Source organism: Mycobacterium sp. AZCC_0083 (assembly GCF_014202335.1).
Classification (GTDB): Bacteria; Actinomycetota; Actinomycetes; order Mycobacteriales; family Mycobacteriaceae; genus Mycobacterium.
On sequence record NZ_JACHGP010000018.1, the window covers coordinates 107945 to 119792 of the forward strand.

The 11848-nt window shown below is 64.1% G+C and carries 12 protein-coding genes; all 12 read left to right on the forward strand.

The genetic code is table 11. From position 1 onward, the window contains the following. Positions 1-75 precede the first annotated feature (75 nt). The 12 genes from HNP02_RS34020 (at position 76) to HNP02_RS34075 (ending at position 11844) form a co-directional block, all read left to right on the forward strand. Complete coding sequence (locus HNP02_RS34020) at positions 76-1620, forward strand: phage tail sheath subtilisin-like domain-containing protein (protein ID WP_184445075.1); 1545 nt, start codon at positions 76-78, stop codon at positions 1618-1620. A gap of 47 nt (positions 1621-1667) precedes the next feature. Further along, complete coding sequence (locus HNP02_RS34025) at positions 1668-2117, forward strand: phage tail protein (RefSeq protein WP_184445076.1); 450 nt, start codon at positions 1668-1670, stop codon at positions 2115-2117. After that, complete coding sequence (locus tag HNP02_RS34030) at positions 2110-2553, forward strand: phage tail assembly protein (protein ID WP_184445077.1); 444 nt, start codon at positions 2110-2112, stop codon at positions 2551-2553. Before HNP02_RS34025 ends, HNP02_RS34030 begins: the two co-directional genes overlap by 8 nt. After that, positions 2550-2708, forward strand: coding sequence for a hypothetical protein (locus tag HNP02_RS34035; RefSeq protein ID WP_184445078.1), 159 nt, complete (start codon positions 2550-2552; stop codon positions 2706-2708). The genes HNP02_RS34030 and HNP02_RS34035 overlap by 4 nt, the downstream gene beginning before the upstream one ends. A gap of 136 nt (positions 2709-2844) precedes the next feature. Beyond that, positions 2845-4827: a hypothetical protein gene (locus tag HNP02_RS34040; protein WP_184445079.1), complete on the forward strand. Its 1983-nt coding sequence runs from the start codon at positions 2845-2847 to the stop codon at positions 4825-4827. 12 nt (positions 4828-4839) lie between these two features. Beyond that, positions 4840-5271 carry a phage tail protein gene (locus tag HNP02_RS34045; protein ID WP_184445080.1) on the forward strand — a complete coding sequence of 144 codons (432 nt, stop codon included), beginning with the start codon at positions 4840-4842 and terminating at the stop codon, positions 5269-5271. A 2-nt stretch (positions 5272-5273) separates the two neighbouring features. Continuing rightward, positions 5274-6035, forward strand: coding sequence for a peptidase M23 (locus HNP02_RS34050; protein ID WP_184445081.1), 762 nt, complete (start codon positions 5274-5276; stop codon positions 6033-6035). A 14-nt stretch (positions 6036-6049) separates the two neighbouring features. Next, complete coding sequence (locus HNP02_RS34055; protein WP_184445082.1) at positions 6050-7864, forward strand: VgrG-related protein; 1815 nt, start codon at positions 6050-6052, stop codon at positions 7862-7864. A gap of 12 nt (positions 7865-7876) precedes the next feature. Further along, entirely contained in the window at positions 7877-8323 is a 447-nt protein-coding gene (locus HNP02_RS34060; protein WP_184445083.1) for a GPW/gp25 family protein, read from the forward strand. Between the two features lies 1 nt (position 8324). Continuing rightward, the gene (locus HNP02_RS34065; protein ID WP_184445084.1) at positions 8325-10283 is read left to right on the forward strand and encodes a putative baseplate assembly protein; all 1959 of its coding nucleotides are present in this window, start codon (positions 8325-8327) and stop codon (positions 10281-10283) included. After that, entirely contained in the window at positions 10280-10828 is a 549-nt protein-coding gene (locus tag HNP02_RS34070; protein ID WP_184445085.1) for a phage tail protein, read from the forward strand. The genes HNP02_RS34065 and HNP02_RS34070 overlap by 4 nt, the downstream gene beginning before the upstream one ends. A 293-nt stretch (positions 10829-11121) precedes the next feature. Further along, complete coding sequence (locus HNP02_RS34075; RefSeq protein WP_184445086.1) at positions 11122-11844, forward strand: DUF4157 domain-containing protein; 723 nt, start codon at positions 11122-11124, stop codon at positions 11842-11844. Positions 11845-11848: the final 4 nt, after the last annotated feature.

Genomic DNA, 11848 nt, shown 5'->3' on the forward strand with positions numbered 1-11848 from the left:
CCTGCCGCGCACCTGTCGAATGGCGCAGCATCAACGCCAGCCCACGAATCTCACCGTGCCTACCGAGGAGGCCCCATGCCGACGTATCTGTCACCGGGTGTTTATGTCGAGGAGATCGATTCCGGGTCACGGCCGATCGAAGGCGTCGGAACCGCCGTGGCTGCCTTCATCGGTCTGGCCGGGAAGGGGCCGTTCAACCAGCCCACGCTGGTCAGCAACTGGACACAATTCACCACCACGTTCGGCGGGTTTATCGACGGCGCCTGCCTGGCGGAGTCGGTGTTCGCGTACTTCCAGAACGGTGGCGGTAACTCCTACATCGTTCGGATCGGCGATACGGCCGACAACAACGGAGCGCCGCCGAAGGCGATTCCAGCTGGGCCGCAAGGCGTCGTCGCCAACCTCCGGGTATTGGCGCTGGACTCGGGCGCCCCCGCTGACAGCATCAAAGTCGAGATCTTCGACTACCAGAAGGACGGCGGCGAGGGGCAGGAGCCCACAAAGGCCATCAAACTCGTGGTGTCGCGAGACGGGCAGGTCGTCGAGGAGCACCTCGACGTCACGACGGCGCGCGGCAAAACCAATGTCGTCAACGTCGTCAACGCCGACTCCCAGGTGATCAAACTCGAGCAGATCGCAGGGCGGCCAGCTCAGGATCTGCAACCCGGTACCGAGGTTGTGCTTGCGTCCCCCGCTGACGCGGAGGCAACTCCACCCGCGCGGCTGACCAGCGATGACTACATCGGCGACGCTGCCGATCGGACCGGCGTCTCAGGGCTCGAAGCCATCGACGAGATCACCATGGTTTGCATGCCAGACCTGATGACGGCCTACCAGCGTGGGGCCATCGACCTCGACACCGTGCAGTCGGTTCAGACGGCGATGATCGCCCACTGCGAACTCATGGGCGATCGGATGGCCATCCTCGACCCGCCGCCCGGCCTGAATGCGCAGCAGGTCAAGGAGTGGCGGGTCGACAAGGCCCGGTACGACTCCAAGTACGCCACGCTCTACTGGCCCTGGGTCAGCACCAAGGGAGGCGACAACTACCTCCCGCCGTCCGGGTTCGTGGCCGGCATCTGGGGTCGCAACGACGACACCCGCGGTGTCCACAAGGCCCCGGCGAACGAGATTGTTCGCGGCGCGATCGCGCTGGAGACACAGATCACCCGCAAGGAGCACGATCTGCTGAATCCGGTGGGTATCAACTGCATTCGGGCGTTCCCGGGACGTGGCATCCGGGTGTGGGGTGCGCGGACGATGTCCTCCGACCCGGCCTGGCGCTACGTCAACATCCGCCGGCTCTTCAACTATCTGGAGGAGTCGATCCTGCAGAACACCGACTGGGTGGTCTTCGAGCCGAATGATCAGGCGTTGTGGGCCAAGCTTCGTCGCACCATCAGCGCGTTCCTGGTGAACGAGTGGCGCAAGGGTGCGCTGTTCGGGCTGACCCCCGATGACGCGTTCTTCGTCAAATGCGATGACGAGACAAACCCGGCCGAGGGCATCGATGCCGGTGAAGTGTGCTGCTTCATCGGGGTCGCGCCGGTGAAGCCCGCCGAGTTCGTCATCTTCCGCTTGTCGCAGTTCTCCGGCGGCACCAGCTTGGTCGCCGAATAACACCACGAACACTCAGAAGGCACGAACACTCAGAAAGTAGGTAGGTCATGGCACTTCCCGAAAATGACAGCTCGGTCGGCCACTCATTCGGCCTGGAGTTCGACGGGCTCCAGATCAAGAGCATCACCGAGGTCAGCGGCCTGAAGATGGAGCAGGACGTCATCGAGTACAAATCCAACGGGCCCGACGGCAAATACACCATCAAGAAGCTGCCCGGCCGCTGGAAGGCGGGCGAGTGCACGCTCACCCGCCCGTTGACCGAGGACCATAGCTTCGACAAATGGGTCAAGGACTCGCAATTCGGCAAGATGGCCGACGTTCGCAAGGGCGGCGCGATCATCGTGTTCGACTACGAAGGCAAGCCCGTCAAGCGGTACAAGATCACTGCCGCTTGGCCGAAGAGCCTCGAGTTGAGCAGCCTCAAGGCCGGGGACACGAGCGTGCTCACCGAGAAGCTGACCCTCACCTACGAGCGGATCGAAGCCGAGGGTGCGTAGAGGTCATTCCAGCGGCTCGGCGGGCCTCGCCGACTCGCAGGATGACGACTCGTCACCGGCGCCGCGGCTGGAAACGGCGTTTCGGTTCGTTCTGCCGCGGGGCTACGTCGACTCGGCCGGCACGGTGCACCGCGAAGGCGTCATGCGTCTGGCGACTGCCCGTGACGAGCTCGTCTCGCAGCGCGATGATCGGGTGCGGGAGAACGCCGACTACCTGTCGGTGGTCCTCATCGGCCGGGTGGTGACTGAACTGGGCGGTCTCGAAGACATCCACGCCGGCGTCATCGAGAACCTGTTCGCCTCGGATCTTGCTTTCCTGCAAGACCTTTACCGTCGCATCAATCTCGACGGGCATACCCACGCGAGGGTTGCCTGCCCGAACTGCAGCAGTGAGTTCGCCGTCGACTTCGCCGGGAGTCGCCTGGGGGAATCATGACGTACGGGGCCGACCGTCTGCATGAAGAGGTCTCGTACTTGGCATTCCACCTGCACTGGTCGCTGAACGATCTGCTCGATCTAGAACACACCGATCGCCAACGTTATCTGCGTCTTGCCAAGGAGTTTGCGTTGGCGAGCGGAAGGGCTGGCTGAAACGATGCCGATCAACTGGCCGTGGAGCCGATCCCGTCCGGCGGTGGAGGAACAGCCCTCCGCGCAGGCGGGTCCGTCGGCACCCGTGGATCCCGGTTGGCGGGCTGTGCCCCCCATCCAGAGAACCATCGGCGCGATGGAACTGACTGCGCCTCCGCGCAGTTTCACCTCGTCGCTGGCCACTGCTCAGGATCCGGCGTTGATTTCGGAAAACCGCCCCGCATTGCTCACGACGGGTCCTCCGATCTCGGTGCTCGGGATGGCGCAGCAACCCAATTCCGGTGCTGCGCGAACCACGTCGTTCCCAGCGCCGCATTCGTCGCGGCAGTGGATGCCGCCGTTGAACGTGCAACGCGCAGCACTGGGCGCCGTCGCGTCGTCACCTCCGCCGACACTTCCGTTGATGTCGAGCGACGCGATCGAGCCCTACGTCGGTGGTGCGATGTCGTCAGGCTCCCTCGTCGAGGCCACGGATCCCGCACAGCCGCGGGTGGTTCCGATCGTTGACCACGTCGAGCCCAGTGGGCCGTCACCGGTAGTGGCCGAGGGACCCAGCGCGACCGCAGCACAGCGATCCGTTGAATCAGCCGCGCCAGCGCCATCCGCCCATCCGCACCTGGACGTAGCGTCAGTCCAGCCGATTGTCGAATCGTCTGGCGATGTACCAACCGAGGCGAGTGCGCTGCAGCGTTCGGCGGTGGACGGCACTGTCGTCCCAATCCCGGCTGCCTCCGCCGCGCCAAGGCCCGCTCTCGCTCGATCGGTCGTGAGCGCCGCGCAGCGTACCGCGCTCGACGCCACCACACCCGCCGCCGTCACCCCACACCACAACGCCCGGGCCACACCGCCGCTGCCCCTACCTGCCACCATCCCGCCTTCGATCCCCGCCGCGGTAGCGCCAAGTGCGCATACTGTCGTAAATACGCTGCAACGCAACGCTGTTGGTGATGTCGACGGGGTGGAGCCGACCGTGCGGCCGATCGACTCGCCCCCGACGCCCGCGCTGATGCAGCGTGTCGCCGCCGATGCGGATACAGCGAGCGCCGTGGGTGTGCAGCGGTCAGCGATAGCTGTGCCATTGGCTCCGCGCATTGGCGGCTCAGCTCGTGTGCAACCTCAACCGATCTCCGACGGACCTGCGGTAAGCGCAGTGCAGCGCTCCGTCGGTGGTCCTGCTGAGGCCGCGGCAGGCATCCGGGCGGCCACCGGAGCCGTGACCGGCGAAGTCCCGCGCACGGCGCTCACGACGTCCGAGGCCGGGGTGGAATTTCCCGCGTCGCCGGCCGGTTTCAGTGTGCCGGTCGAGGTCCAGCGGTCCACGGCCCACATCGACGCCGGCGACAGCACCCATCACACTTTCGCCACACCGGCTGGACGTTTGAGCACCACGAAGCCCCAACTGGCAGCGCAGACCGACAACCCCGCGTCTGCAGCTGTGACGGCCGCGCCGCTTAGTCAGCCAGACAGCACTGCGGTGCCCACCGCGCAGCGGAGTGCGGTACCGGAGAGCCGCAGTGCAAGTCTGGCGCAGCCGATTGCTGCGTTGCCGGTTCTCCAACGCGCCAAGGACGCTGAATCAGGCAACGCGCCAGTGTCAGTCAGTACGGCGATGACGACGTCCAGCGCGGGGGTGCCCACCGCGCCGCCCCCGGTCGACGGACCGTCATTGCCTGGCCGCATTGTGTTGCTGCCGCCGGTTCGCACCGAGACTCGTGAGGGGTTGGCCGACAGTGCGCAGCCAATGTCGTTGCAGCGTATGTTCGGTGACTTCGGTCAACCCGCGACCGACTCGCGCGTCGGGCGGCCGCGCGGGCACGACGAGCCTCCCACGGTGCCGACCATGACGCTCGATGCACCGACTGCGCAGCGGGAAGTCGAATCAGCTCCGGACCCAATCACCGTCGCGCAGAGAATATCCGAGCACTCATTGGCCGAGGAGGCAGCACCCGTACAGGCTGCGTCGGCACCCGCGCCAGCTCCTGCGCCTGCGCCGGCGCAAGCACCGACGAACGTGGATGAATTGGTTGGTCGACTGTACGAGCCGCTAGCCGCCCGGTTACGGGCCGAGCTGTGGCTGGACCGCGAGCGGGCCGGCGCTTTGATGAATCTGCACCGATGACTGGGGGAACCGATGGCCAATGACGATTCGCCGGTGGGAGTCGCTTTTTCCGTCGAGCTCGACAAGACCTCGATCGGCATGTTCAACAGCTGCGAGGGTTTGGGTCTGGAAGTGGTGCTTGAGCAGCGCGAAGAGGGCGGCAACAACATGATGGTCTGGCAGTTGCCGACCCGGATGAAGTACAGCAACATCAAGCTCACCCGGCCCGTCGGCCCTGACAGCCAAAAGTTGACGACCTGGATTACCAATGCGCTGCACAGCGTGCAGCCGATCACCGCAGTGATCTCGGCGTTGAGCGCCGACGGCAAACCGGTCGCCAAATGGTCCCTCAACGGAGTGGTGCCGGTCCGCTGGACCGGCCCGTCTCTGAATCTGGACTCGCCCAAGGTGTTTACCGAGACACTGGAAATCGCCCACCACGGATTTCTCCAAGGAGGCGCATAGACATGAGCACGGCAATTGCACTCACCAGCTCGGGCAGCCCCGCCGATCAGTCGTCCATGAGCATCCTCAACTCGGGAGCGGCGCACGACCATGCCTGCCTGGAAATGTACGAGCCGCAATCAGCCAAGGGCGGAAGCGCGACGGGATCGTCGTTGGGCAAGATCACCTTTCAGTTCAATCCCAAAGAAGTCACGATCAGCAAGTCTGCCAAGTGGGAGCGCCAGCCAGCCAAGGGCGCCAAGAAGTCCGGACCACCGGAGTACAAGGGTGCCGACCCCTGCAAGATGACGGTGGAGATGTTCTTCGATGCGGCTCTCAAAGCTGACCTGAGCGTCGTGGACGCGGTCGAGAAGTTGTTCAGTTGCTGCGTTCCGCTCGCGAAGACCGTTCCGAAGAGTCCGATGCCACCGATGGTCGTGTTCAAATGGGGCGGTGTCAGCAGCTTTCCGGCTGTCGTTACCCAGGTGAACGCCAAATACACGCGATTCGCCTCCAACGGCATCCCGATTCGCGCGGTGTGCACGGTGAACCTTGAGGAGATGCCGTCAGAGGCCGCCAAACAGAACCCGACGTCGGGCGTACTGGCGGTCGATCGGGCGCACACCATGATCGCCGGGGACACGTTGGCCCTGGTCGCCTACCGCGAGTATGGCGACTCCAAACTGTGGCGACCGCTGGCCACGTACAACAGCATTGATGATCCGATGCGTATCGCTAACGGCGCCCAAGTTCTGCTGCCCAACGTGGAAGTACTGCTGGGGTAGGCCCGGGAACTAGAATGCCAAGCAGCGCACATTTTCTCGTCAAGTTGAACGGCAGCGATCTGTCCGGTGACGCGGCAGCCCTGCTGGTTTCAGCGTACGTCGACTGCAGCCTGCGGCTGCCCGACGCGTTCATGCTGCGGTTCCGCGATCCCGGTCGCATCGTGGTGGAAAAGTCCGGGGTGACGATCGGTGCAAAACTCGAGATATCGGTGACGACCGATGCCAGCACGACGCCGGAGAAACTGATCTCGGCAGAGGTGACGTCATTGGAGGCCGAGGTCGACGGCACCGGATCGTTCACCATCATCAGGGGATACGATCCGGCGCATCGGTTGTTCCGCGGTCGGCATACCGAGTCCTACACCCAGGCAACGGCTTCCGACGCCGTCAAGAAGGTGGCCCAGCGGGTGGGCCTGTCGGCGGGCAACGTGAAGTCCAGTTCGACGGTGTACGACCACATCGGACAGTGCGGGCAGACCGACTGGGAGTTTCTCGATGGCATGGCCAAGCGCATCGGGTACGAGGTGGCCGTCCGAGATAACAAACTCGACTTCGGGCCGCGCAAGACGGCCGATACCGCGCCGTCGCCATCTGGTGATTCAGGTGCCAATCCTCTTGTACTGCAGGTCGGTGCGGATATCTTGCGGTTTCGTTCGGTGATCACCGCGGCTGAGCAAGTCGGTGGTGTCGAGGTCCGCGGCTGGGACATCAGCCAGAAACGAAAGATTGTCAGCAACGCACAGGCCGGCACCAAGAGTGTCCAGCTGGCCTCGGCAGATCCGGCTGCGATGGCCAAGCCGTTCGGCAACCCGACATACGTGGCCTCCGACGTGGCGTACCGAACGCAATCGGAGGCCGACTCCGCAGCTAAGGCGTTGGTTGAAGAGATCGGCAGCTCGTTCGCCGAAATCGACGCGGTCGCGCGGGGCAATCCGAAGCTCCGCCCCGATGTCGCGATCAGCATCGAGCACGCCGGCAAGCCATTCGACGGGAAGTACACGCTCACCACGGTGCGGCATCGTTACGAGCCGACCACTGGATACACCACCGCCTTCGCCGTCACCGGCCGGCAGGAACGCAGCTTGTACGGGCTGACCGCGGCGGCGGGCCGGGAGCGGATGGGCGGCGGGGTGGTCATCGCGCAGGTCAGTGACGTCAATGACCCTGAACATCAAGGGCGGGTGAAGTTGACCTTCCCGTGGCTGTCCGACGACTACGTCACTGATTGGGCACGCACGGTCCAGTCCGGAGCCGGTAAGAACCGTGGCGCGATGGTGGTGCCCGAAGTAGGGGACGAGGTACTGGTGGCTTTCGAGCAACAGGATCAGTTGCGGCCCTACGTTATTGGCGGGTTGTTCAACGGTATCGACAAACCCAAGAGTGACGGTATCGCTGTCGTCGACTCCGGGTCGGGCGCCATCAACCGCCGGTCGTTCATCTCACGCAACGGACACCGGATCGACGTCCTCGATGACACCGGCAAGACCGAGGGCATCGACGTGCAGACCGGGAACGGCAAACTGCGCGTCGCGCTGGACGCGGTCGGTACAAAGATCACGGTGCACAGTGACGGCACCGTGCAGATCGACGGGAAGAACGGCGTCGTCATCGAGTCGTCGTCGGGCAACTTGGAGCTGAAAGGCCGCCAGATCAAGATGACTGCGCAGCAGGGGGTCTCGGTGGAGGGCGGCACCGGACTTCTCGAGCTCAAGACCACGGGGCCGGTGACGGTGGAGGGCACCACCGTCAAAGTTTCCGCTACGACCTCGGCTCAGTTCCAGGCCAGCGGGCCCAACGTCATTACCGGTACGCCGGTCAAGATCAACTGAAGGGGGGCGAGTATGCCCGCGGATTTCATTGGAGCTGGGTGGAACTTTCCGTTGAGTGTCGACGCGACCAGTCGGGTAGCGCTGGCGACCCAAGCGCGAGACATCGAACAGGCCATCGAGATCATCCTGCGCACTTCGCCGGGCGAGCGGCCCATGCGCCCAGAATTCGGTTGCCGCGTACAGGATCATCTGTTTTCACCGACCAACGCCACAACGGCGGCAGCGATCGCGAGCGACGTCCGGGCCGCTCTGGACCGATGGGAACCACGCATCGACGTCGCGGACGTTCGGGTTGGGTTCGATCAGGCCGAACTGGGCACGTTCTACATCGACGTGGTCTATGTGATCCGCGGCGACAACGACGAGCGGAACCTCGTCTTCCCGTTCTACGTCATTCCCGACGAGCCCAAACAGATTGTTGCCGAGCATGTGTCGGCACTCAGCGGGGGAGGGCTCTGAGATGCTGGAAGCGCCGAATCTGGATGACCGCACGTTCCAGGGGCTCGTCGATGACGCTCGCAGGTTGGTGCGACTGCGCTGCCCCGAATGGTCTGATCACAACATCTCAGATCCTGGCATCACCTTGATCGAGACTTTCGCGATGATGGTCGACCAGCTGATCTATCGGCTGAACCGGGTGCCCGATCGGCACTACATCAAGTTCCTCGACCTGCTGGGCCTGCAATTGCGGCCGCCGGGAGCGGCTCAGGCCGAGGTGACGTTCTGGCTGTCGGCCCCGCAACCGCAAGCGGTGACTGTTCGCGCCGAAACTGAGGTAAGCACCGATCGCACCGATGTTGAAGAGCCCATTGTGTTTTCGACGACCGAACAATTGGACATCGTGCCGTGTTCTCTGGATTCGGGTAGGGTCGTAACGGTCGCGCAAGGCGGCCAACCCGAAGAACGTCGCAATGATGCCACCGGCCCGGCGTTCGCCAGTTTCTCGACGCTACCGACGCCCGGCGACGCGATGTGGGTCGGGCTGAGCGACGCGGTGCCGTCGTGCGTAGTGTTGCTGCGCTTTGACTGTCGGGTGTCGGGAGTCGGCGTCAATCCAGACAATCCGCCCTACGTGTGGGAGGCCTGGACCGGAGGATCAACCTGGGAGCCCTGCGAAGTCGAGCGCGACGAAACCCGCGCGTTCAACCGTCCGGGTGACGTCGTCCTCCACGTGCCGCGGGGGCATGGCCACGGCACGCCCGCCGGAATCAGCGGCCAGCCCAAGGGGTGGCTGCGGTGCCGGCTGCTGGACGCCACACCGGAGCGCCCGTCGTATCGGGAATCGCCGATCATCACGTCCATCACCGCATGCACGGTCGGCGGCACCGCGCGGATCATCCACGCGCGCGTCGTCCGTGACGAGGTAGTGGGCAGCTCGGACGGCACTCCGGGCCAACGCCTGGTCCTGCAGCAGCGGCCCGCCCTGCCCTGGACCGGAAACGTTTTGTCGGTGATCGACGGGAACACCATCACCGAGTGGCACCAGGTCGACAGCTTCGCGTCGGCCGACGAATCCACCCCGTGTTTCAACATCAACTCGGTCGCCGGCGAGGTGCATTTCGGACCTGCTATCCGGGAAAGTGACGGCGCGGTAAAGCAATACGGTGCCATCCCACCGAAATCGGCGATTCTGCGGATGTCGGCGTACCGGACCGGCGGTGGCCAGAAAGGCAATGTCAGCATCGGGCAGATCCGTGTGCTCAAGACCAGCGTGCCCTATGTGTCTCGGGTGCAAAATCGCCGGGCAGCGGTTGGTGGCGCCGACGCCGAGACTCTCGACGAGGTCAAGGCCCGCGGTCCGCTGTTGCTGCAGACTCGGGGAAAGGCAGTGACGGCAGAGGACTTTCAGCAACTGACCCTGCAGGTGGCCCCCGAGATCGGTCGCGCCGAGTGTCTGACTGCCGCCCATGAAAGTCACGCCGGGCTGGTTCGTGTGCTGGTCATTCCCAACGTCGCCAGCGACGATTTCGGGCAGGTGCGTCGTGAGGATCTGATCCCGCTAACGGATACCGTTGAGCGCATCGCCGAATACCTCGACCAACGCCGGGTCGTCGGCACGCGTGTCGTCGTGGAGCCCCCGGCCTACCGTGGCCTCAGAATCGCCGTCAGGTTGAGTGCGGTGCCAGGGTCTGACCGGGAGCAGCTGCGTAACAATGTTATCCGTGTCATGAACCTACTGTTCCATCCCCTCAAAGGAGGGCCCGACGGCCGAGGCTGGCCGCTCGGTCGGGCGGTCCAGCCGCACGAAGTGTCCGCTGCCCTGGCCTGGGTCGGCGGGGTCGACCTCAGTGAGGAAGTCGACATAAAACTGTTCGAAGTCGACGCTTCGGGCGTGGCGGCAAACCAGCCGGTGCCACGGCTGATGCTGCCCCGAAATGGCCTGGTGTTCTCCCTCAAACCGTCAGTGCGCATCGCATGAGTAACCCGTCAGCCTGCGTGGCTACCCCGCATCCGCTCGGCAGCACCCTGCCGGCGCTCTACCTCGGCGACGATTTCGCCCAACAGTTGTGCACCGCATTCGACGATGTCCTGGCGCCGATCTTCGCCATTCTGGATTGCTTTCCGGCTTACCTGGATGCGGGCACTGCACCGGTGGACATGCTCGACTGGCTGGCCGGCTGGATCGGGTTGACGTTGGACGATCAGGGTGGTGCGGCCCGCAAGCGCACGTCCATCGCGATCGGTGCCGCGGTGTTACCGGAGCGGGGTACCGCTCGCAGCATCCGAGAGGCGGTCAGAGCGGCATTCAACGTCGAGACCGAAATCGTGGAATCGGGTGCGACGTCGTGGTCCACCAACCCAGACTCCGCGCCACCGGGTGAGGAGGTTCCTGACCTGCTGGTCCTGGTGGTCACCGATGAGCCGGACGCCATTGACCGTCGTCGACTTGACGAGGTGATTCGCACCGCGAAGCCCGCACACGTCCCGCACCGGATCGAAATCGTCGCCGCACGGCGAACATGACCACCTAACGCTATGAGCTTCCATCTCAGCGGCGGGAACCAATTGACTGCACGAACAGCGGCGAATCTGATGGACACAGACAAATTGCGGGAGAGTCGAATGAATCGGGTGGGCCACAAATTCGCGCCGATAGCTGGGGCCAGATCACTTGAAACGCACAGGCGGCGGGCGGCGGGCGCGCTGGTGCCCTTTCGGGCAACATTTGTTGCCCGAACCGACACGCGCGGAGTCCTTCCATCTATGCTCTGCTCGATGGATCGTTGATCAAGTAACTCGATCAAGCGAGGCAGCTTATGTACGAGCATGACCACAATTACGACAGCGATGCCAGCTTGCGTCCGAAGTCATCGCGGCTCAACGACTCCGAATCCGCACTCGCGATGAACGCGGCGCTGTCCGGAAGGCTCGATGTCGCGGGTCCAGCTGGCGTCGTCGGTCTGCAGAGGGCAGCTGGAAATGCCGGAACGGCAGCCCTTTTGGAAGAGGTACGCTCGCCGGTGCACGACGTGGTGGGGTCGGGAGGTACGCCACTGGAAGCGGGGCTGCGAGCGGACATGGAAGGCCGGTTCGGCCACGATTTCGGCGATGTACGCATCCACAACGACGCCGCCGCGCACCACTCGGCTAAATCGGTGAACGCACAGGCCTTTACCGTGGGATCCGACATCGTCTTTCAAAGTGGCAATTACGACCCCGGCTCTGCTGCCGGCAAGCACATGCTTGCGCACGAACTCACGCACGTCGTGCAACAACGGAGCGGTCCTGTCGACGGTACGGACGCTGGTGGCGGGGTGAAGGTGAGCGATCCGTCTGACCGCTTCGAGCGTGAGGCAGTAGCCAATGCCGACCAGGTGATGTCTGCGCCTGCCCCGGCTCCGGCAGCCGCAACGGGCGTTCAGCGCATTGAAGGTGACGCCCCGGTGGCACAGCGAGAAGAAGCCGCCGAGGAAGAAGAAGAGACGGCACAGACGTTCGTGCAGCGCACCGACGAAGAGACCGAAGAAGAACAAGCGTAGGACG

What these genes read in the sequence shown, in the direction of transcription:
- HNP02_RS34020 (WP_184445075.1), top strand. Translation starts at nt 76, where the DNA reads ATGCCGACGTATCTGTCACCGGGTGTTTATGTCGAGGAGATCGATTCC.
- HNP02_RS34025 (WP_184445076.1), top strand. Translation starts at nt 1,668, where the DNA reads ATGGCACTTCCCGAAAATGACAGCTCGGTCGGCCACTCATTCGGCCTG.
- HNP02_RS34035 (WP_184445078.1), top strand. Translation starts at nt 2,550, where the DNA reads ATGACGTACGGGGCCGACCGTCTGCATGAAGAGGTCTCGTACTTGGCA.
- HNP02_RS34040 (WP_184445079.1), top strand. Translation starts at nt 2,845, where the DNA reads ATGGAACTGACTGCGCCTCCGCGCAGTTTCACCTCGTCGCTGGCCACT.
- HNP02_RS34045 (WP_184445080.1), top strand. Translation starts at nt 4,840, where the DNA reads ATGGCCAATGACGATTCGCCGGTGGGAGTCGCTTTTTCCGTCGAGCTC.
- HNP02_RS34050 (WP_184445081.1), top strand. Translation starts at nt 5,274, where the DNA reads ATGAGCACGGCAATTGCACTCACCAGCTCGGGCAGCCCCGCCGATCAG.
- HNP02_RS34055 (WP_184445082.1), top strand. Translation starts at nt 6,050, where the DNA reads ATGCCAAGCAGCGCACATTTTCTCGTCAAGTTGAACGGCAGCGATCTG.
- HNP02_RS34060 (WP_184445083.1), top strand. Translation starts at nt 7,877, where the DNA reads ATGCCCGCGGATTTCATTGGAGCTGGGTGGAACTTTCCGTTGAGTGTC.
- HNP02_RS34065 (WP_184445084.1), top strand. Translation starts at nt 8,325, where the DNA reads ATGCTGGAAGCGCCGAATCTGGATGACCGCACGTTCCAGGGGCTCGTC.
- HNP02_RS34070 (WP_184445085.1), top strand. Translation starts at nt 10,280, where the DNA reads ATGAGTAACCCGTCAGCCTGCGTGGCTACCCCGCATCCGCTCGGCAGC.
- HNP02_RS34075 (WP_184445086.1), top strand. Translation starts at nt 11,122, where the DNA reads ATGTACGAGCATGACCACAATTACGACAGCGATGCCAGCTTGCGTCCG.